The sequence below is a fragment of the Dyadobacter pollutisoli genome (genome assembly GCF_026625565.1).
GTDB classification, from domain to species: Bacteria; Bacteroidota; Bacteroidia; order Cytophagales; family Spirosomataceae; genus Dyadobacter; species Dyadobacter pollutisoli.
Genome location: NZ_CP112998.1, coordinates 498,231 through 520,709, shown reverse-complemented (window position 1 = coordinate 520,709; position 22,479 = coordinate 498,231). Strand labels below are relative to the sequence as shown.

Annotated in this window: 17 protein-coding genes; 12 read left to right on the top strand and 5 right to left on the bottom strand. The window is 43.7% G+C overall.

Annotation, left to right across the window (positions count from 1 at the left end; all coding sequences use genetic code 11):
• Window positions 1–159 precede the first annotated feature (159 nt).
• Complete coding sequence (locus ON006_RS02300; RefSeq protein WP_244823497.1) at window positions 160–1,614, top strand: S41 family peptidase; 1,455 nt, start codon at window positions 160–162, stop codon at window positions 1,612–1,614.
• A gap of 177 nt (window positions 1,615–1,791) precedes the next feature.
• Window positions 1,792–3,783, top strand: coding sequence for a T9SS type B sorting domain-containing protein (locus ON006_RS02295; RefSeq protein ID WP_244823496.1), 1,992 nt, complete (start codon window positions 1,792–1,794; stop codon window positions 3,781–3,783).
• A gap of 53 nt (window positions 3,784–3,836) precedes the next feature.
• Here ON006_RS02295 and ON006_RS02290 read toward each other — a convergent pair whose 3' ends face one another.
• Window positions 3,837–4,820 (bottom strand): acyl-ACP desaturase, encoded by a 984-nt coding sequence (locus tag ON006_RS02290; RefSeq protein WP_244823495.1) that lies wholly within the window; start codon window positions 4,818–4,820, stop codon window positions 3,837–3,839.
• Between the two features lie 141 nt (window positions 4,821–4,961).
• Between ON006_RS02290 and ON006_RS02285 the strand changes: the two genes are divergently transcribed.
• Together ON006_RS02285 and ON006_RS02280 are read left to right on the top strand one after the other, a co-directional pair.
• A complete protein-coding gene (locus tag ON006_RS02285) occupies window positions 4,962–5,693 on the top strand; it encodes a lysophospholipid acyltransferase family protein (protein ID WP_244823494.1) in 732 nt (243 codons plus the stop codon).
• Between the two features lie 189 nt (window positions 5,694–5,882).
• Complete coding sequence (locus ON006_RS02280) at window positions 5,883–6,293, top strand: hypothetical protein (RefSeq protein WP_244823493.1); 411 nt, start codon at window positions 5,883–5,885, stop codon at window positions 6,291–6,293.
• 59 nt (window positions 6,294–6,352) lie between these two features.
• Here ON006_RS02280 and ON006_RS02275 read toward each other — a convergent pair whose 3' ends face one another.
• Window positions 6,353–6,805 (bottom strand): GNAT family N-acetyltransferase, encoded by a 453-nt coding sequence (locus ON006_RS02275; RefSeq protein ID WP_244823492.1) that lies wholly within the window; start codon window positions 6,803–6,805, stop codon window positions 6,353–6,355.
• A 365-nt stretch (window positions 6,806–7,170) separates the two neighbouring features.
• On the opposite strand from ON006_RS02275, the gene ON006_RS02270 reads away from it, so the two are divergent.
• The 8 genes from ON006_RS02270 to ON006_RS02235 all read left to right on the top strand — a co-directional run bounded on the left by ON006_RS02270 (window position 7,171) and on the right by ON006_RS02235 (window position 18,045).
• Window positions 7,171–7,965: a LuxR C-terminal-related transcriptional regulator gene (locus ON006_RS02270; protein WP_244823491.1), complete on the top strand. Its 795-nt coding sequence runs from the start codon at window positions 7,171–7,173 to the stop codon at window positions 7,963–7,965.
• A gap of 125 nt (window positions 7,966–8,090) precedes the next feature.
• Entirely contained in the window at window positions 8,091–9,809 is a 1,719-nt protein-coding gene (locus ON006_RS02265) for a trypsin-like serine protease (protein WP_244823490.1), read from the top strand.
• A gap of 13 nt (window positions 9,810–9,822) precedes the next feature.
• Window positions 9,823–11,211 carry a hypothetical protein gene (locus ON006_RS02260; protein ID WP_244823489.1) on the top strand — a complete coding sequence of 463 codons (1,389 nt, stop codon included), beginning with the start codon at window positions 9,823–9,825 and terminating at the stop codon, window positions 11,209–11,211.
• 8 nt (window positions 11,212–11,219) lie between these two features.
• Entirely contained in the window at window positions 11,220–13,040 is a 1,821-nt protein-coding gene (locus tag ON006_RS02255; RefSeq protein ID WP_244823488.1) for an SdiA-regulated domain-containing protein, read from the top strand.
• 357 nt (window positions 13,041–13,397) lie between these two features.
• Entirely contained in the window at window positions 13,398–14,816 is a 1,419-nt protein-coding gene (locus ON006_RS02250) for a Dyp-type peroxidase (RefSeq protein WP_244823487.1), read from the top strand.
• 56 nt (window positions 14,817–14,872) lie between these two features.
• Window positions 14,873–16,999: a patatin-like phospholipase family protein gene (locus tag ON006_RS02245; RefSeq protein ID WP_244823486.1), complete on the top strand. Its 2,127-nt coding sequence runs from the start codon at window positions 14,873–14,875 to the stop codon at window positions 16,997–16,999.
• Between the two features lie 3 nt (window positions 17,000–17,002).
• Entirely contained in the window at window positions 17,003–17,764 is a 762-nt protein-coding gene (locus tag ON006_RS02240) for a hypothetical protein (RefSeq protein WP_244823485.1), read from the top strand.
• Window positions 17,765–17,829: 65 nt separating this feature from the next.
• Window positions 17,830–18,045, top strand: a complete 216-nt coding sequence (locus tag ON006_RS02235; RefSeq protein ID WP_244823484.1) for a hypothetical protein — start codon at window positions 17,830–17,832, stop codon at window positions 18,043–18,045.
• A 34-nt stretch (window positions 18,046–18,079) separates the two neighbouring features.
• Here ON006_RS02235 and ON006_RS02230 read toward each other — a convergent pair whose 3' ends face one another.
• From ON006_RS02230 to ON006_RS02220, 3 genes are read right to left on the bottom strand one after another with little or no spacing between them, the layout of a single operon-like run.
• Window positions 18,080–19,849 (bottom strand): glycoside hydrolase family 9 protein, encoded by a 1,770-nt coding sequence (locus tag ON006_RS02230; protein WP_244823483.1) that lies wholly within the window; start codon window positions 19,847–19,849, stop codon window positions 18,080–18,082.
• 51 nt (window positions 19,850–19,900) lie between these two features.
• The gene (locus ON006_RS02225) at window positions 19,901–21,214 is read right to left on the bottom strand and encodes an NADH:flavin oxidoreductase (RefSeq protein WP_244823482.1); all 1,314 of its coding nucleotides are present in this window, start codon (window positions 21,212–21,214) and stop codon (window positions 19,901–19,903) included.
• Window positions 21,215–21,246: 32 nt separating this feature from the next.
• Window positions 21,247–22,326 (bottom strand): shikimate dehydrogenase, encoded by a 1,080-nt coding sequence (locus ON006_RS02220; protein ID WP_244823481.1) that lies wholly within the window; start codon window positions 22,324–22,326, stop codon window positions 21,247–21,249.
• Window positions 22,327–22,479 lie beyond the last annotated feature (153 nt).

Here is a 22,479-nt window from a genome sequence, read left to right as displayed (position 1 = left end):
TTTGCTAGAAACAGGAGGCCCCGCTGGGGCCTTTTTTGTTCGATACTCGCCACACTTCCCCGACAACACACGTAATGAAGGTATGATTCGTTAATGAACATCCATTTAAACACGCGTCTATGCAAAAGCAGTTTACTTAAAATTCATAAACTGACTAATATGTTACATTTTAAAAAGCTAAATCTTCTTTATGTTCTGATTTTCGGGGTGTTGGTTGTGGGGTGCAAGGACAAGAACGTTGATCCGGCCGTAGAAACCACACTCGATTCCACCACTGCTTCCAACTACAAAGCGATCAATAGCTGGCTTTACGAAGTAATGGATGACGCCTATTTCTGGTATAAAAATATGCCGACAGAATCCAGTCTCGATGCCACCATTAACCCTTACGACTACTTCGAAAAGCTTGTATATCAACGAGAAACGGTAGACAGGTTCTCCGCCGTGACTGATGACATTGATGCCTTGCAGAATGAATTCAACGGGATCAGCAAAATTTTCGGAATCAGCTACGCGCTCTCTTATATCGACGACGGAAAATCCAATATTGGCATCTTCCTCAATTATGTGGTCAAAGGCAGCCCGGCCGAAACAGCAGGGCTAAAACGTGGAGATATTTTGTTAAAAGTAAATGGTACCCAACTGACTGCGAACAATTACAGCACATTGCTTAGTGGTATCGAAACGGCCACATTTACACTTGGAGCGTTGGAAGGGAGTAAGATTGTGGCTACTTCAACAACTATCAGCATGACCAAAGCGGAGGTTAGCGAAGATCCGGTGGCTTTTTCCAGCGTAATCACCAAGTCGACGTATGGCAAAACGATAGGTTACCTGGTGTACACGCAGTTTGTACCAGGCACCACCGCCGACGCGGCGAAATATGACAATGAATTGCGCCAGGTTTTTGCCAATTTCAAGAGCAAAGGCGTTAATGAACTTGTTTTGGACCTCCGTTTTAATCCCGGCGGTTACCTTAGTTCTGCCGAAACATTGGCCTCACTCATTGGTAAGAATGTTTCTGCCTCCAAAATTTTTTACAAAGAACAATGGAACGATAAATACATTGCCTACTGGCAGAAAACCAAGGGCGCCGAGGCATTGAACTACCCATTTTTGAATGAGGCCAACAATATCGGAAGCAACCTGAGCCGTGTATTTGTACTTACTTCCAATGGTACCGCTTCGGCTAGCGAGCTTGTAATCAATGGCTTGAAACCCTATATGGACGTGATCACGATCGGCGAACATACCGCTGGTAAAAACCTTTTCGGTTCATTGATAGACGACGATCAGGGACGATGGAAATGGGGCGTATATGTGATGCTCGGCCAAACAGCCAATGCCAATGGGGAGTCGGATTACGGAACTGTGAATGGCATGACGCCCGACTACCTGGTAGAGGACTCGAAGGTTCCTTACAAACCTTTCGCCGACGAGAACGAAACTTTATTCCGAAAAGCATTGGACGTCATGGGTATCCCTGCACCAGACGGATTACGGATTGCGGCATCAAAAACTGTGGATACTTTCAAAAAATCATTGCGTGACGATCTGAAAACACGTAAAAACCTTATGATCAAAAAAGGAACAATCCCGTTGATCAATCAGTAAATTCTCTTATATCAATGAATGTTAAAAGGAGGTCCTGGATCAGGGCCTCTTTTTTGTGGACGGCCCGGTGCATCAAAAAACTAAGGTACCGTCATCAAATTCACCGGATTTGCCGTAATTTTATTTAATAATCGACATGATACTCACGTTAAGACTGTTTAGGGCTGTGGCTGATATATGAAAATAAAATCTTTACTTCTTCTCCTTTCTTTCCTTTTTTACCTGACGAATGCTTCCGGGCAAACTGTCAGGCATACCTATCGTTTTTACAAAGATTTCGCGGTTGCAAAACCTGAATGCGGGCCAGATCTTATTCCGTCAAAAGCACTTGGCATTTGCCCGATAGGAGCCAGTCCGGGCAGCTTTGAACAAGATGTCCTGCCTTGCGGCGTGCGAAGGGATGTTTATCACAACAAACTAAATTGGGGCTTCATGTACCCCAACTCGGAAGGCGCAATCACGGATACCTACACCATTCAGATGTATATTAAGGTGACTGACTGGGGCGAGACCTGGGCCAGGATCATTGATTTTTCAAACGGAGCACTAGATCAGGGTATTTATTTCAAAGACAATAATGGCTCAACCGACCGCTGTCTTGATTTCTATCCTTACGGTCGCGCTGGCGCCTGCCCATTTTTCAATACTTCAACTTATTATCTGCTGACTTTTACACGTAACGGGCAGACGGGTATCATGAATGTGTATGTGGACAATGTATTGTTCGCTACCTATAATGATTCGGAAGGAAGATACGTCGGCAAAGCAGGAACACCGATCTATATTTTCCGTGACGACAGTTCCGTTGCCTGTGAGTCTGGCGAGGCAAACTTTGCATATTTGTCATTTACCAACCAGTATTACGGTCAAAAGGAGGTGGAAAAGGCATTTTCAGAAGTCTGTTTTGTTGCGAATATCAACTCTTACGCGGATTTCTCAATATCGCCGAACCCCAGTTGTGGTTTCCCAAAAGACATTGACATTAAATACACCGGAAGCATACCATTACCCGGCACAGGTTATAAATTCGAATGGGTCTTTGATGGCGGCAAAATTGTGTCAGGCAGCGGAGTGGGGCCATATGTGGTAAACTGGGATACTGGCGGCACAAAAAATGTAACATTGACCGTCACGGGCATAGGTTGTGATAACCCATTGACCAACCGCAAACAGGCTACGATCAGCAACCTGAACCTCGCAACCGCCGTGGAATCCGGAAGCTGCGAAACCGGTAAAGATGGTACGCTCACATTAACCGCCACAGACGGACTCCCACCTTATCAGTACTCGATAGATTCAGTTAATTACCAAACTGATAACATTTTCAAAGTACCCGCCGCATCTTACAAAGTATATGTCAAAGACGGGAACAATTGCACGGTCGGCAAGCCGGTGAATGTCGTTTTCAACAGTGACATTGTTGTGAATACCATAGCTGATACTACGATTTGCGAAGGCCAGACTGTTGGACTGAATGCCACCGGTAATGCGCAAAACTTTTTGTGGTCACCCCAGGCGGGTTTGAATGATGCCACAGTAAAAGATCCGGCTGCGACTCCCGAGGCAAGTACTCAATACATCGTGACGGCCGTTCGTGGATTTTGCTCTCAGTCGGACACTGTCAACATTGATGTTGCTCCCAAAATTGAAGTAATGGTAACGCCCGACGCGGTTGTGGAGGCGAATGTACCTTACCAGCTCGCAGCCTCGTCACCGCAGGTCCCCGATATGCGTGATGCAATGTTTATATGGTCACCGGCGATCGGCCTGAACAATCCGGCCAGTCCGAGCCCCATCGCCACATTGCAATCCGATCAGTCCTATACCGTCGAAATTACGTCAGGTATGGGTTGTAAAGGAACAGGGAATGTAAATCTTTCGGTCAAAAGGCATGAGAGTATCAATGTACCCTCGGCTTTCACCCCCGACGGAGATGGCAAAAATGACATACTGGTCCCGCTGATCAACGAAATTGTGTCCATCAGCTATTTTAAGATCTTCAATCGCTGGGGGCAGGTCGTATTTTTTACGGATCAATTAAACAGTGGCTGGGACGGTTGGTTCCAGAACAAAAACCCGATTACCGGGATCTATGTCTGGGAAATAGAAGGAAAATCCCAGAAAGGGACCACGATCAGAAAGAAAGGATCGGTGGCTTTGATCAAATAAAAAATCGTCCCCGTTTTGCGGCGGAGACGATTCAAAAATCTCTATAATAATATCTAGTTAATCCAGCTAAACTCGTATTGCAGTTCAGGAACGCGGGTACGGTCTGCTATTCTTAGTAGTCTCGCAGGTAATGCCATCAGATAGTCGCGTGCTTTTTCTGCCTTTTCGTTAATGTCGCGTACCGCTCCTATCTCCCACTCCACAAGAAGGCTGTCGAGAATTTCAATGTAATCCTGTGTTGTATAAACGCCTAATCTTTGTGCGGCGTCGGAAAAGTGTGAAAAAGTCACTCCCATCTTCACACCAGTTTCTCTCATAAAATGTGCCGGCATAACGATTTTTTTCCTCATCATATCTTCCAAAGCGATGATCAGTTCGGAGGGGTCCACTGCCAGGATACGGCTCACAAATGCCTTGTATGCCTTGGCATGCCGCATTTCATCAGAAGCGATCACGCCACATATTTTGGACAAATGTGGATTACCGAATTTTTTTGCCAACGTAGCTGTCCGGCGATGCGACACATTGGTTGCAAGTTCCTGAAAAGAAGTATAGATAAAGTTTCTATACGGATCGCGGTCAGTACCGATGTCAAAACCATCCGCAATCAGGAATTGGGTAGACACTTCCATGGCGCGCATATTTACGCGTCCCGACAGGTACAGATATTTATTTAACAAATCGCCATGACGGTTTTCCTCCGCTGTCCAGGCACGTACCCATTGCGACCACCCGGAAGGATTATCGACCTGATCTACACCGATCACGTCCATCAACCAGGATTCGTAAGTAGGCAGAGCTTCTTCTGTTATGGTATCTCCAATCAAAACGGCAATGTAATCGTAAGGCAGGTCACGGCAGCTTTCCTGCAATAATTTAACCTCACTTACAAAGTTTTCATCACTGAAATCCGGCAGAAAATCAGAAGGTTGCCAGTTCTCTTCGATCGGCTTTAAGTATTCGGACATGAGCACATTCAGGTCTTTACCTATATGTTGCATGACTTCAAGTCTTTCTGCTGAAAGTGCGGTCTCCATTTTTATAATATTTTAAACGCTAGTTACTATTGCACAAATTACGTGAATTTAATGTAAGTTTTGAATGATAATTGTCATTTCGAACTTCAAAAATTAGTATAACCAACCCTCTTTTAAATTACTTTTGCAAAAAATATAAGAATGAAAAAGATCCTCGATTACGTGCTGAGCAGTATTTACCTGATTCATTTTGGACTAACATTATTGGTTTTTCACATTTTACAGGTGGTTGCTTTCAACGTTTTTGGTAAAAAAGCACATAAGGTTGTCGTAGATTATCTCAACTTTACCCTCACCTTCGGACTCTACCTGACCGGTGCCCGCATTAAGCTTCTCAACCTTTCGAACATTCCCGACAACCGTACGATTATTTTTGTTGCTAATCACCAGAGCACGTTTGATGTTCCGGCTATTTACTGGTTTCTCAGAAAATACCATCCCCGCTTTGTTTCGAAAATAGAACTTGCAAAAGGTGTTCCAAGCATTTCATACAACCTGCGTAAAAGTGGTGCTGCGTTGATCGATCGCAAGGACGGCAAGCAGGCTATCACTGAAATCGCCAGACTTGGTAAACTTATTTCGGAAGAAAAATCATCGGTCATCATTTTTCCTGAAGGTACCCGCACGGCCAGCGGGAACATGAGACCATTCGCTCCCGGCGGTGTCGCCACACTCCTCAAACGCGCCCCCGACGCACTCATCGTTCCGGTGGCCATCAATGGAACCGGCGCTTTTAATCCGAAAGGCACATTTCCCCTCAAATCATTCTCCAACCTGTCCTGGACAGTACTGCCAGCTATTGAGCCAGCGGGAAGAAAAGCAGAAGAAATCCTGGCCGAAGCTCAGGAAGCGATCCGGAAAGTTATTTCGTGAGGAGCTCGCAAGCTACCCTCCATTGCATTTACGGCCGCTCAAAAAGTTATTGAGCATAACCTACTGAAAATCAGAAGTCTCAATATCTTCTAAAAATGCAATTTTTTCACTTAACAATCATTAACAACCGCATTTTAAACCTATCTAGCCGGCATCCCTCTAACCCATGAACTTTAAAATTTATGAGTTATGAAAAAGATACTTTTTGCCGCCGCGATTCTTGCTCTTGGATTTACATCAGCATCCGCGCAATATGATTCCCGATATAACGATCGTGACCGCAGCCATAACGAATACCGCGACCATGACGGCCATCGTGGCGGACGTATGTCAGACATTAATTTCCTGCAAAGAGAAGCACGTCAGCAAATTGCAGCTGGTGTTCAGAGAGGTACACTTACTTCCCGCGAGGCGAATGCGCTGATGAATGAGTACGACAGAATTGAAGCAAGAGAAAGACGGTACAGCCACCGAGGCAGAGTATCGCCACGTGAGGCCCGTGTACTTCGTGAAGACCTGGAAAGATTAATGGCCAACACCCGTAGAATGAGTGATCGTCGCGGCGACCATTGGGCTCGCGACCGCAGAAACAGATATTAAATGGCAGTTGAAGGTTTAGGGTAGTGCAGAAAGCACCGGGTCGCTGACCTGGTGCTTTTTTATTCCTTGTTGAAATAGCGCACCAGTTTGACGTGCGACTTTTCAAAACCTTCACGTTGATAAAAACGGTGCGCCTGTTCGCGGACATTTCGCGATGTTACTTCCATTTGGATTGCGCCGTTGGCCTTGGCGAAGTCAACCACATGGGCGATCAATGCTTTTCCAAATTGCTTCGACCGATGCTCCGGCTCCACATACATTTCCTGAATTTCGGAAACCAGGGCCGCATGATGCAATAAAGGCTGAATGTGGCAGCTCACCATCCCCACAGGTTTCCCTAGATATTCACCCAGGAAGTAACTGATATTGGCGCTTTTCAAATTCTTTTTGAAAACAAAGTCGAAACCATCGGGGTCCATTACCATGTTTTCCAAACCGCATATCATATCATAAACAGTATCGCGGTCATGGATCGTTGCTTCGCGAATGGATAGCTGGATGTCTTCTGTCATATCAGGTCTTTTGGCCAAAAATAATTATTTCTGGGGCCAAAGAATGACTTTATTACCATCCTCTTTAAAAATTTCATCCCGGTATTTCACGAGTTGTGCCTGTGTATACTTGCTCATATCCATGCGCGAGCCATCGTTCACATTCGGGAAAGTTCGAATGCCGTGAGATAGCCGAAAAAGGTTCGTTTGTAGAAGCAATAGTCCGCCATTCGGGGAAAATTACGGGAGTAGAAAGGGTATTTTACGCGTAGGTTCACTGATATTCTGAGAGTTAAATTTGTACATGCCGAGTAAATAAGGAAGCCTACCGCGGGTAGCGTATACACACAATCGTTAGATATCGCACGTAAACCTACCTCTATCGAATGAAAAATCTACCAGCGCAGCCCATTTCAAGTCATTGGTACCGGGAGCAGCCACTTACCACCCGGTTGCAGCAGGAACCGACCGACACCTACGATACCAGCTTTCACCTGATCAATTCCAGCCTTGCGGCGTTGCTCAACCAGTCGCCCTGCGTGACTTGGATACTCGATATCCGGACACAGCAGTTTGATTTTATCAGTGAAAATACGAGGGAATATTTCGGTTATGGTTATGAAAATTATTTGTTAAATGGGTATCGGTTTCATCAGAAAACCAAACATCCCGACGACATTACAAACACCAGTAAATTAATGGATTGCGTCTGGAACGAGCTGAGCAAATGTCCGTCCAACCAACGCAAAAACTACAAATTCAGCTTCGACTACCGCATTCTGAAACCCGACGGAAAAGCGATCCGTATCCTGGAACAGAATACAGTTTTTCAGAATGATGCATCGGGCGATATTACCCATTTGCTGGGCACGTGCAACGACATTACACAATGGAAAAGAAACGGCACGCAGCTCGCGTCGCTGGCGTCGAGCATTAATCAGCAATATTTCCTTTTCACAGCGGAAAACACCGCAGCCGCACGCCCGCAATCACTTCTCAGCAAACGCGAACTAGAAATCGTGAAACTCATTTCCGAGGGCCGCAGTAGCAAATACATCGCCGACAAGCTCTTCATCAGCTTCCACACAGTAAACACCCACCGCCAAAAAATGATCGAAAAAACCGGCACCAAAAATACCGGTGAGCTGGTTCAGTACGCGGTTTGTAATGGGTTGGTTTAGAGGAGAATACTGAAATTTCAGTATTGTGGGAGGTAGGGTTGGGGTGTAGTTTTGAGGTGAGAATATCCTATATCAAGCAAGATCGCCTGTCAATTCCAAGTTTCAATTCTAAAAGAAGACCTATTATGAAAGAAGAATGGTTTACAAATTCATATAGAAATTGGTTCTATAAGTTTGGCTCTATCTTTATTGTATTAATAGTGACATACGCAGTCTTACATGCATTCAGAATATACGAAGGTGAAGAAATTGTAAACTTCACTGATCAGGAAAAAGCAAGTATCACCACTCTAGTCGATAATTATATCTCGAGCGATTCCACCAATCCTGACAAAAAAAATATTCCAGAGAAACTGAGAGATAATATTGTCACTAACCTCGAAAAGTTTGTAACGGCTAGATACAAACTAGACTCCTCTAGTAAATCTGATTTAAAGCAATTTCTAGTTCAGTTCGCCAATTCCGGATTTGCACCATCGCTTCTGATCGAATTCAAAATTCGAGTACATTCATACTTTTGGCTTACGGAAGACGGTGTCTTTTTGGAAATTATCTTTTGGAGCTTATTCGGTGTCCTTTGTAGTCTTTTCTTTTATGTTTCTGAGTCTATGGCGAAAAATGAATTCAAGACAAATCAGGAATACATTCACGCCGCAAAATTATTTTACGCCCCGATCACAACCCTAGTTGTCTATTTCAGCATAAACGCTCTGGTTTCGAATGGTGAAGTAAACCTGAATAACCTTAAACATGGATTGATCATCTTGTCCTATGTCCTAGGTTTCTTTTCTGGCAGAACCATTGATCTTCTCAGTCGCATAAAAGACCTTATACTGCCTGCCGGAAATCAAGAAAAAAAAGAAGGAGCAACTGATGATGATTTTGAAAAGTTAGATGAAGAGTCACAACATCAACTGATTGTACAAGCAATTGAGGTGAACGATGAAAAATGGAGAACGACATTACCAAACATTCAATCAATTGGAAGTGGTAAAAAATATATAAAGGACAAGAAAACTGCACTCAATGCAATTGTATTTGAAGTTAAGAAGAAAGAACTGAATATAGACGACGAAGATAAAGTGCCCACCGAAATTGAATTTCAAGGATATAGAATCCCGACTGACGTACAGGAAAGATCTTCACTAGTTACTACTCAGGCCAGAAGAGGACCCGGTAGCAGCGTTTCTCGAATTGAACTCGATGATGGCGGAACCATAGGCTTAAAGGTTTTCAAAAAAATTGACGATAAAGTACAGCCGTTCCTGCTTAGCTGCTATCATGTCCTTTGCCTATCCGAATTAAGAGATAAAATACTTCGAGTTGAAAAAGGCGTTACCACATCCGACCCGAAGGTGGTATCACCGGCACGAAGAAAAGACGATAAAGATGTGAGTCACAATATCGTTGGTACAGTCGAGGAGGGAACTCTAAATACGTTTTTAGATGCTGCAATAGCCAGACTTACTAGTGAGCATGCTATTGAACTAACAGTGGGCGGAAAGCTGCCTAGTCAAATTTACGATCTTAAAAAAAGTGATGAGGACAGCAGCTTTGTTGTGCAATCATGGGGAGCAGCTTCGGCACAGCCATCGCCTTTTAAAAAAGTATTAAAGATAAGCGACAATCCAAGCATAATTTATGATGGAATTGGATCCAAAGTAATGAAACATCTAATTCAGACTGAGAAGATTTCACAGTCCGGTGATTCAGGAGCTCCCGTATTTACGATGGACGGAAAAGTAGTAGGAATAATAGTGGGAGGTGATGAAGTTTCAGTTAGCTATATTCTCCCAATTCGCAGAATACTCAATACTCTATCCGTACGATTAACAACGAGTTAAAACATTGAACAACATGAAAACCACAACTCTGATATTTCTATTACTGACTCCTTTGTTCCATGATAGCTTTGGGCAAAATGGAGATACCGTAAGGTTATCATTTAGTGACTTCCCATTTAAATCGAATAGTCTAAGCTTTAATGCAGATTCCTCCGGTTCACTTACTGTCACAATCGATAATATCGACAGTCTAAATCTGGGGAATATCAGTTCTTGGAAATTCTTTGAAAAAAGTAACCCTGAGCCGATACAGGAAATTTCTGCTGATGTTAGCAATGGTATAGCCAAGTTTAAGCTGTCAGACTTAAATGGAATCTTGATCGATCAATCTTTGAATTTACAAATTCGTGGCGATCTTAGCAAGATTATCGATGGCCTAAAAGTAACAGCCGATACACTCCTCTGGGAGTTCATTGTTAACAAAATAGAATCAAGCGACACAACAACTGCTCCCGAGGTTGAATCGACGTCAAATGATGATGAAAATGCAAAATCACTAACAAAAGCATATCTCGATAAAATAACCGAGTTATATCCGAAGTTTGAGCAGGGTAAAATATTTAGAGAAGACAACACGATATTCTTGTTCATAGGTGAAGATTTATCGCGTATTCCTGGGACAGAATTCCCAGATTGTATAATCCCAAATGTGACCTATATAATTCAATATCTATCAACTAAAAAGGACTCCAAAGTCTCTTTCAGAGGCGAGCCCAAAAGAGGGCCTGATATTGTAATTAATAAAGCACAATCCGGTACAAGCTCCATTGAAATCACTCCATATACCTCTCAACCCTTTGGTCCTTTTGAAGAAGGTGCAGACTTTTTCATCCAGGTTGACTCTCGTCCTGTAAAAAACTTCTCCTTCAATTCCTGCTCGCAAGCCTACCACGTAACAATCTCAGCCGGTTTTTTTGGATCGTCTCTAAATAACCCAGAGAATATTACCCAGAAGGCCAAAGACGAAACGCTGTACGCAGACAACCAAACAAGTCAAAAGGCATTAACTATTATGGCAATGTTCTATCCAATTCCACGAGATCCTTTCTATAAATACAAAGAGCTGGATTTCTGGCAAAAATGGAGTTTCAGCTTTGGAACCAAATTGAGTGAAAATCTATTCGATGATTTTTTACTGGGCCTAAATTTCGAATTTTCTAAGGGAGGCAATTTTACTGGTGGTATTCACTACGGGCAACATCGGGTAATACGAGGATACAAAAAGTTCCGATTCGGGAAAGACACGTATGACGGAACATTCGACAATACACAAACTAACTTGCGTTGGGACTTAGGAATTTTTCTTGGTATTACACTTGATTTGAGAATTGTGAACGCACTTCGCTCTAATGGACAGGATCAGAAAAAAAGAGCCACTGCCAGTACTGACCAAAATAATTGACTAACATCATGAAAACGAAAACCGCTTTATCTCTAATTTTTATCTTCTATTATTCCTTACTATTTGCCAAAAGTCAGTCTAAAGGTTCTCTAGAATCTAATCCAGACGGCGACTGGAAAAGTGAGAAAGAGGTTAATTTTTATTTTGGTGACTACTTCTTTTCCCCGACGAAGTCTAACAATTTTTACGGGTTTGTGCAGTACAATCACTTTTACTCGTATGGAGACGGAGTCAAAAGTCCTAAAATTGGATTGCTGTTGAACCCAGCAATCTGTCTGGGTAGTGGCCTAAAAAAGAACGAAAGCCCATTTAATAATTTTAAGCCACTGCAACACGGGCGAGTAAGCCTTATTCCTACACTAATTGTTTCGAGCTACGTTGACAACGATACAAAAAAAGATATTAAAGTTTTTGCATTAGTTAAAGCCGGCATAAACTACTATCCATTGATAAAGAATACAGGATCGCCAAAATATGGTCTCAATGGTTATGAACAGTGGCAGATTGGCCTTGGTGGTGGAATAGAAGTTTCATCGTTCTTGAAAATAGAGGGAACTTACTATAGAGCTGGATACGATTTGAATAGAAATTCCCGCAAATACTTTGAAGCCAACATTAATGATGTTTCCTTCTTCAATGCCGTAAGATTAACAGCTAGTTTTAAAATATATGACAATTTAAGTGCACTTTTTGACTGGCACGGATTCGCAAATTCATACAATAATGAGAAATACTACTCCGTTGGATTGAATTATGCTTTGCCAGTTTTCAAAAGAGAATTTTCAAAGGCTTACAAAGAACAAAATACAGATAGTAAAAACAATTTCACTACACCAATAAATATAAACTCCCAATCCACAAATAAAAATAGCACTTTGATCAAGGATCAAAGCAATAATAAGAGGAATAGTGAATCGATCTCTACACTTAAGACGCACGAAAACATAAAACCAAGTTCAAATAAAAACATCGAAACCATGCTACCAGAATTGGTTCTTTCCAAAGTCGCCCATTTCAATGGAAAGAAAATGGAGTCAATTGAACTTAGTGGAATGGCGTTAAATAATGGTAGACTCTATTTTGTCTCTGACAATAAAAACGATATATATGAAATTCAGATAAACGATGGAAATTTCCAAATAATCGATACAATCACAACTAATTTACCGAAAAATAGAAATAGTGTATATAATTTCGAAGGTATCGATGCATGTGACAACAAATTTTATGTCATTGACGAAGGTATAAATTCAACCGTCTATCAATTTAGTCTAGACGGAACAAAACTGAATGAAGATTCATATGCAGGGAAAATAGTATACAAGAAAAACGATGGACTGGAAGGTATAGCAATAGATTGTAAAAAGAAAATGGTATTTCTTGCTAAGGAACGAGACCCAGGGTTTATTTACAAGGTAAATATGAAATCCGGAGAAGTCCCTTCCGTATTCTTTACGTCAAGCGATCCATCGGATGATTTTTCCGATTTAAAGTTTTACTCAGATTATTTGTATGTTTTGGAAAGACGCAAGCACCGGATTTCAAAGATCGATTCCAATGGTCAGATTGTCAGCCAGATTTCTTTTAGGAAAACTACAACATCTTCTTTTGGTACAGAAAAGCAGATGTATTCAAAAGGCAACGGTAATGAAGAATTTGGCTTCTCCGAAGCGCTACTCATAACAAAAGATAAAATTTTCATAGGTATGGATAGCGGAAGTAACACAGAGGTTCGTCCTTGGTTTATCGAAAATTTTGAAAAAAAAGGTGCAAAGAAAGGAGCTCATCCGGCGGTCATCTTAATATTTGAAAGACCCTTAAGCTTCTAGCGCAGTGAAAAATTGCACAATAACTTTTGGAGAAATCAGGAGAAGTATTCTGGATAATACTAACGTTCTAAATAACAAAACCAAAGAACAAGCAAACCACCACTACTCAACAACCTAAAAACCAAGCAACTACCATTAAATAACAAAACCTCATCAACCACTCATTTCCCAAATAAAAAACATAACTTCAATACCCCAACCCGCCCGTAACCTACATTTTCCCCTTTCTGAAATATAACCCACTTGATTTTATTGCAGTGAAATTAATGAGCCATTTGGTGGCTTCATAAGCATTGACGTATACACACTTTCGTTCGATTGCATTTCACATCATTTTCACATTTAAAATCAAAAAACATGGCACCTGTTGATCCGCATGATTTTAAGACTGACCGTATCCTGAAAAACCTCCAGGGCAATACCATCAAAGGCCACGGAAGAGAACATACGACGCATATTTTTATCCATTTTGATGCAAACAAAATCGTTGCTGCCAAGAAATGGATACGCACCTTTGCCGAGGATACGCTTACCAGTGCAAAAACGCAGTTGGAACAACGGGAAAAGTTTAAAAAAGAAAAAATTCCCGGCGGAATGTTTGCCGCCCTTTTCCTGACTGCGAAAGGCTATGAAGCACTTGGATTTGCGGATGTTGACGCAAAATTCGCTGACGATGCTTTTAAAAGTGGTCTTAAAACAAGACTTAACATTACCAATGATCCCAATCCCAGCCAGTGGGAAGAAGGTTTCCGTGATGAAATACATGCAATGATCCTGCTCGGTGATGATGAGTTGCGTCGAATGGGCGAGTTTACGAAAGGGCTACTAGATATCCTGGATGCATTTAGTCATATCAACGTCGTGGAATATGGTAATGCCATTCGTAACTCCGCCGGTGCCGGAATCGAACATTTCGGATATGTCGACGGCACCAGCCAGCCGCTGTTTCTTAAAGACGAGATCGAAAGCTATGAAAAGGATCATGGCGTGGTACTTTCCGCTCCTACGGATGCCTTGAAATTTGATCCTTCTGCCGATAAGGAGCTGATACTAATTCCTGACCCTTATGTAGCCGTAAATCTAGAAAAACCTGCTTTCGGCAGCTATTTTGTTTTCCGAAAACTGGAACAGAATGTGAGGGCTTTCAAGCTGGCGGAAGAAGTTGTCGGTGAGGCATTGTTCCCTAACATTGGAGAAGAATCGAAACGAGAACTGGCCGGTGCCTACCTGGTGGGACGTTTTGAAGATGGCAGCCCGGTCGTGATGGATGATGAAGATGCCGTTCCAAACAGTGCCGGTTTCAACAATTTTAACTACGCCGACGATCCCTCAGGCGGCAGGTGCCCTCACTTTGCTCACGTTCGTAAAACTAATCCGAGGACCGGTGCTTTCGATCAGTCCAAAAGAATGGCCCGTCGTGGGATTCCTTTTGGCCATCGCAATGTCGATACGGAGCTGGATCCCATTGCTTCGCAGACACCGGAAGGCGGCGTCGGTCTGCTTTTTATGAGCTATCAGGCCAGCATTCAAAATCAGTTTGAATTTATCCAGCAGTTTTGGGCCAATAGTGTCAACTTTCCTGGCGCTGCCACGGGTATCGATCCCATCATTGGTCAGTCCGCGACTGGCAATCCGGCAGACCGCATCTTCGCACTTCCACAAGTGTATGGGCATGCAGTACCGGCCGTAACCGCTGATTTTGAGCAATTCGTGACGATGAAAGGGGGAGAGTACTTTTTTGCACCGAGCATCACGTTTTTGAAAGGTTTGGTCTGACCTATCAGTATAGCAGCAGTCAGGTTAATGCAAAAAACACCAACAGCACTCATCAGATGGACACATATTTTGATCGGCTCCGCATTCGGTTCTTGCAGATCACAACCCGCTCTTTCCTGAAACAGATCAGCAAGAGCTTCTGGGTTGTCGCCCGGCATATCTCTCTTCTGATGCTGTTGGTCGTGTTATATCTTTTTATCATTTTCAGCAACCAACAAGGCATAGATATCATTGGAGCCGTTATTTCCAGTGGTAACTATTCCTTCTGGACGTTTGTTTCCGTCATTCTTTTTGACGTTTCGCTCTGGTTCTGCGCCAATTTTATCCTGCAACTGAAACAGATCTCTTTTGACAACCACTTTGTAAAAAAGAACGAAGATGGGATAAAATTTTTGGTCAAAAACCTTCCAACGTTATTGGGCATTTTGCCGATAGTAGCGCTTCTGCTCAAACCTGAATTTTATAATCGGCAAAGCATCTGGTTTGTAATCCTGTTATTTATTTTTACCATTCTCCTACCCATCGTTTTCCGCGCAAACTCCTCTTTTTTAAGCCAAACATTTCGAAATATCCAATGGCTTAATTCGATCAACCTTCAAAGTCAGTCGATACAGTCTTTGTTGTATTTCAGAAGTGCGAGAATTGCATTCTGGACATTTACAGGAATAATTGCCGGGCTATTTATTCTTTCACTTACTTCCATTGAAACAGGCTTCGCAATATATGTAGGCCCATTTGCCATACTCAATTTTGGCCTGTCATTTTTTGCAGTATTAATGTCGTTGATACTGTATATCAATATTCCGGGAAGAAGACCCTTTGCTATCTTCTTCGCAATGCTTTACGTGGTATTCAGTCTTTTTAATGACAACTCCGAAATCCGGACCCTGCCTATTAAAAATAAGAGAGATAGCCTGGAAACTGATTTCACAAAGTGGATTGGAAGAGCATTACGGAAGGATTCGACTTACCGTGATAAAAAAAAGATCGCAACGGTATCGACCATTCCGGTGATCTTTATCGCCACAGAAGGCGGCGGAATCCGGGCCCTCAGCTGGACCGGCCTGATCCTGGACGAACTGGAAAGAATTTACCCCGGGATCCATAAAAATATTTATGCAATCAGCGGCGTTTCAGGAGGTGGGGTCGGCGCCACATTTTATGTCAGCTATCTCTACGACCATCTTAAAAGCGGGAGCAAGCTGAGTACCGACAGTTCCGGATTCCGAAAATCGGTTAGCCAGGACTTTCTCTCTGACTTGCTCGCCGCCTATTTATTTCAGGACAACCTTCAAAATTTTCTGCCGGTTTCTATTCCAAGTTTCAACAGGACCAGACGGTTGGAAGATACGTGGAGCAAATCTTTTTTGAAAAATAATAACAGCCAAACGTTCGAATTGCCGTTTACGGATCTATACAAGGATACCACGATCCAGCTTCCCAGGCTTTTCATTAATGGAGTACTGGCAGAAAGCGGACAGAAAACGGTTGTGACCTATCCTACGCTGACCGGAGGGAAAGACAACATTTTCCGGGACGACATCGACGTAATTTCCACGATAGGAGAAGACATTCCCATTAAAACAGTTGCATCCCTTTGCTCCCGGTTCCCCTACATCACCTCAGGCGGAATGATCAAGCAATTTGGTGGAACGAATATTGGCCATGTCATTGATGGGGGTTACAAAGAAAATACGGGTTTGGAAACCGTATGGCAGCTTATTCTCCGTTTGAAATCGCATTGGCAAAGGCTTCAAAGACAGGAGTCCGACGACAAGACAGTGAAATGTATCAAATTTCAACCCATTGTCCTGTTTATCAAAAATAGCCTGTCCGTCGAATCCAGTGACATTAAGCCGTCCAGCTTTTTGTATGATCTGCTTACCCCGATCAATGGTTTTAGCAAAGCTTCTGACCGTAGAACGCCGATTATCGACGCATTGACCAAAAACGTTTTTGAAGACTACATTGACAAGGAAAATATGCTTAAAACCTGTCTCTATTATAAAATTGACCTGGACAGAAAAAGCAAAGCGGGCAACAAACTTCCCCTTGGCTGGTACTTTTCCAACCAGTCGTTTCAATTCGTGAATAGCGAAGCTCAGAGATTTCTGAATGATACGGTCCAGTTCGACAAACCTTCGCCGATGCATCTTGAATTGCGTAAATATTTTAAAAAATAACCTATGGAAGGCTTAAACTCATTTTTACAGATCGGGGCCTTTGTTATTGCGATGATGTCGCTTTACAAAGCACTGTCCGAATATGGCATGAATAATTCTTTCAAAAGAGCAGAAGTATTGGAAAAACTGATTGCAAAATTTAATGATAAGGAAATCTATGCTGCTAAAAGGTTACTGGATGATTTCGAAAAATATCATTTCACCGGCATAGATCCTGCCAATTCAGAGGCCAATGAGAAAAAACTGCTGAGGAAGTACAAAGGTCGCGTAACTTTCGTGCACAACAGTTATGATCACGAGTTGGTGGTGGCAACACGCGGTGCGAATCAGAGCTTCGATCTCAAAATATTTATCGGCAAAATTGCATCCAATGAGGCGGGATACATTCCTAATCCCAAAAGTGTGCTTTGTGAAGTTGCCAAAGAACATGCGCACATCAACGAGTTCAAAATCATTAATCTGAAAAGAGTCCTGAGAAGCCACATTGGTGACGTGATCTATGACGATGAGGTTTATTTCCGCGACTCATTTGACAAGCTCTTGGACTTTATATTGTTACTGATTTACTACCTGAGAAATGAAATTATTACCATTCAGGAGGTGCACGCGCATTTTCTCTTCACTTTACAGCAAGTACGGAGTTACAGACCGCTCAACAAATACATCAAACTATATTACAACGAGGCTGACTTTGAATGGCTGTACGAACAGCTGCCGGAATCGAAAATAACATCGGGTACCGGCGATAATATCGTTGCGATTTAAAGGATGTCACTTATTTTATTCATCCCGCAGGAACGGAAATTGCAATGCATCATCAGACAACATATATGATGATGAAAACACAATCAAAAGCGAAACATGAGGAAGGCGGCACTCCCTCGCATGGTGGCCCGAAAGGTGGCATAAAACAAAAAGATGATAGTCTGAAACCCGCAAGAGCACTAAAAAAAGAGTCGATCGCGAAGTCGGAAAAAACTAATATGACGGGCAAAAAAGGTTACAACGAAACACCCCCGACCGTACCCGTCAAATCGACCAAATAAGAAGATTTTTGGGATTTTGCAGTCCGGGATTGTATTATTTTTTAGCCATAATAGCCTCTATTGCAGCGGCCAGGTAAACCAATGGCGCATTCCAGTTGATCGCGATTTCATTGGACGCATATGAACAATCGTCGTCTGTAAACGATTCGTCCGCAAATTTGCTGGCGTAAGTCGTGCATTTGTCCTGTTGTCCCGGATTTGGTCCGCCAGACAAAAGGCCCGGTATCGGATCTACAATTCCGTCAGCAATGGATGGTCGGTGGTGTGGATGCATTACCCGTTTTGAACCAAAACCCGTCAAAAAACAATAACCGGTTGCATTACGTCCCAACATGTAGTCCAGGTTACCTAATGCGGCCCGAACATATTTCTGATCAGCACTGATTTTGAATGCATACAACAATGCGATCCCCTGGTTGGCGGCGACCGAGCTGCTTCCCCATGCGTAATCTTTGGAATTTTTGCCCATTACCGTGTGATATGGCTGTTTTTCGAGATCTTTTAACAATTCGTCTGCATAGGTCGTGACACTTGTTTTGAGTTGTTTCTCCAACTGCGCTTCCAATTTCAATGTCTCCGAAAACCTGATCAGCGTGTAGTATCCCAATGTCCTTACCTGGCTCCAAGTCGGCAACGCCATGGGTTCATTCGTCCGGAAAGGAATGTCCTTGATATACCCCGGCTTTCCCGTCGACGCATACATCTCAGCCGACGCCCATACCCACTCATCGCTCGCGTCTCTGTCCCCATAGGCACCCGTAACAATGTCAGGATCAAATTTTTTGTTCAATTCCTCCTGGTTGTAAAAAATAGCCGGGTTCTTTTTTGCCCATTCCCAGGCTTTCACAGACGCTGTCATGCACGAGTCGGCCAGGCCGGGAAATTTACTTTCAAAAGCTCTGAAAATACGGCCAGACTGTGCCATTACGGCGACAAAATCTAATGTTGCAACCGTATTTTTCTGAACTACATACCGTGGATTCTTTGCGGCATCCGGCATCACCATTCCGTCGAAACGAGGATTGGTCAGTTTATGGTAAACACCTCCATCAGCCGGGTCTTGCATTGTCAACATCCACCTCAGGTTCCATATCACCTCGTCCAGCAGATCGGGAACAGAGTTATTGCTTTCCGGAATGTTGACATTGAAATCTTCGAAATAGGAAGGAAAATCTTCATACAAAGACAGCAGGGTACCCATTGTAATTCCCGAGTTCACCACGTACTTATTATAATCCCCCGCATCGTACCAGCCTCTTGTTGAGCTGATTGAAGTATTTTCAGGCCTACCCTCCGAAATCGCGGAAGCATGGACCAGAATTTTGTCATCGGGATGACCTGCCGGGCGCGCCCATTTACCTGCAAATTTTTCCGGTAACCCCACTGAGGCACGTTGGTAGTAAAACCCTTTCAATGCTGCTTCTGCGACTTCGCGGTGTATATTTTCTTTTATTTCAAATGATGCCGATTTCCCTAGCCCGGGAATTTCAACAATGTATTTCCCTTTCTTCTGAATGGTCGTAAAATCGGCGAAACGGCTGATTTTGCCCGAGTGCTGGTTCGATCGCGGTTCACTTAGTTTGCCTTTCAAAACCGTTTTTCCACTGGCTGCGTCTTTAATTTCAAACACTTGACTCTTCTCTCCTACTACCACGGCCAACTTTTGCCCTTTCGGATAAAAACCAACTTGATTCAGGCGGATATCCGTAGAAATCTGTGCCGAGGAATAAACAGAACACATTACGTTCAAAATTACGGCGACGAAAATGGCCGGGTATGCTTGGGAAAAAGACTTTATATTCATGAACAGAAGGAATGAACATTGATGCTTACAAAGTCTAAAATATTGAAATGATCAAAAATACTCGTTTTTGAAGATGCTCATAATCTCTTCCATCATATCCTCATAGCTATCATACCTGCTCTCATCGTAACAACCGAGCGGATCCACCAGCACATGAGCGAGGCATTTGTTGCAATAGCTGCAAGGTTTCGGCGCCTGATCAAGCCCTGAGGCAAACATCAGCGGTAATGTAGGATTGGCCATCAACGGACGGGCAATCGTCACGCCATCACAAAAATTATTTTCAAGTGCATTCCTGATCAGCGACGCAGTTTGGAAACCTCCGGTACACAACACGGGGATAGAAACCGCATCCATAATGGCCTTACATTCAGCCAGGTTTATTCCTTCCATGATCCCCGGCTGTTTCCTCCGCCAAAGCCACTGGATCAGCGGCCAGAATATTTTGTACCTGAACGTGAGGTAATTCCAAAACGATAAATGTCCGCTCGGGATCATCGCCGGATAAGTAATAGCAGCATTTTCAATGGGTAATGGCCCCACCGGGTTACGAGGGTGAGGAAACTGGCTGCCCACCGACACATGCAGTGCGTCTACACCTGCCTTTTCCAGCCAGCGGGCCACGGCGACACCTTCATTGAGTGTATTCCCTTTTCCAAAATTCAGAAAGTAGTCGCTATGATGATCCGCAGCATTCATTTTAACCTGAAAATGATAATCATCCCCAACTTTCTCCCGAACAGCCCACACTACCTCCATTAAAAATCGCGCCCTGTTTTCCAACGCTCCTCCATATTCGTCTTTTCTGTTATTAATCGCGGAACTGAGGAATTGCGTAAACAAATAACCATTGGAGGCGTGCAATTCAATCCCATCCATTCCGGCTTCCCTCGCCCGGCTGGCTGCTTCCGCAAACTTGCGGACTGCGTCGCTAATCTGGATTTTGGACATTGCTTTGCCCTTGATACCGTGGAAATGCTCCGACCCATCCACCGGGCTTAGTGGCAGACGGTGCCTGTTTTCAACACCTCTAATGTCCTGCTGATGCCCCGACATCGACAGTTGCCCGATAAACTTGCAGTCATAGGCATGGACACTTTTTACAACCTCCTTCCAAAACGGGATGAGGTCATCGCGGTCTATCATAGCGTAATTCGGCAGTATCCGCTGTGCCGGGTCCACCGGGATGTGCGAGCTGATAATCGCCCCTACCCCTCCACTGGCGAATTTCTTTTCCCAATTAATCCTCGCCTGCGTCCCCGACCCATCGTAATGATCAATCCTGCCCGAAACACTGGACCGGAATAACCTGTTTTTAACGGTTAAATTCCGAAACTGCAAAGGTTGAAAAATGATATCATGCATGAACGGAGCAGGGTTGCAATGGCGGAATCGAATTACAAAAGCGTATCGGATGTATGATAATTACTATCAGAACTATGAACCAGTGGTTTGCCAAAACTATGATCGGGAGCCAGGCCAAAACCAAGGTGCGCATACTTGTGAGCCAGCTTACTGATCTCTTCGGCTTGCCGTAATGTCGGATTTCCAATCGAGAAATCGTGTTGGTAATCGTCCATGGCCAGCAGCAATGTCTCGGCCAAACAAGCAAAGGAAATGCCTTCCGGCAATCCAAAACGACCAATGGTGTTTGTTTTCAAATGAGTGATCGCTGTCAGGCCGCCGTCAATGATCGTTACATCAGGCCGCTCCTGATGCAGCGCAGCGCTCGTATTGCGTGGCTGGGTAGCATCGAGAATGATCGCATTCGGTTTCAAATGCCTCGCCTGAATGAGGCTTTCCGGCGAACTTGTGACGAGTACTACCATGTCGGCCTTCACGGCATCCTCCATATCAGTGGATACCACCACGACCACATTTTTACTGTCAAGGGCCATTTCGTCTGCCAGTTTATTCATACGGCGATCGTTGCGGGCTATCAGCAGGTATTGCGCGGCCGGATTGTACCTCGCCAGCATCATGCACACGAGAGAACCTACGCTCCCGGTAGCTCCTACAATGGCAATAACCGGTCGGCAGGAAGGAAATCGCTGGATCAGCTGCACAATTTTGGAATGCAGGATAACCGCGGTATAAGCATTGCCATTGGTGATCGAAATATGCGGATTGTCCGCTATGAGCTTTCCGCCCAGTGTCACAGTAGAAGTCAGCGCGCCCAGTCCCATGATCTTTGCCCCTTTTTCGGAGGCGAGCCTGGCCGCCTTTTTGATCATGACTAACATTTGCTTGGGTTGCTCGACTACCTGCCTGCCTGAATATGGCAGCATGATAATGAAACCCTCAGGCTCGGTCGCACCTGGTGTCACCGTTACTTCACTCCATATAAACGGAGGCAGGGGGCGCTTGTTGAGGATAAACCGGTAAACGGATTCCGGTAGCCACCCCAAAGGCCTGGCCAGGCCACCCAAATCATCACGATAATCACGTAAATGCACTAGAAAAGCGAATTTATGCATGACATTGTACATTAGATGAAATGGATTTGATACCGCAAACTGAGTTTGCCAAACCACTGCGAATTAACATTACACTACCATAACCCAAGGCCTTTTTTACCTGATACTTCATAGAAAATTAAAGATTATAACATTTCAGATGCTCTTTTCAGG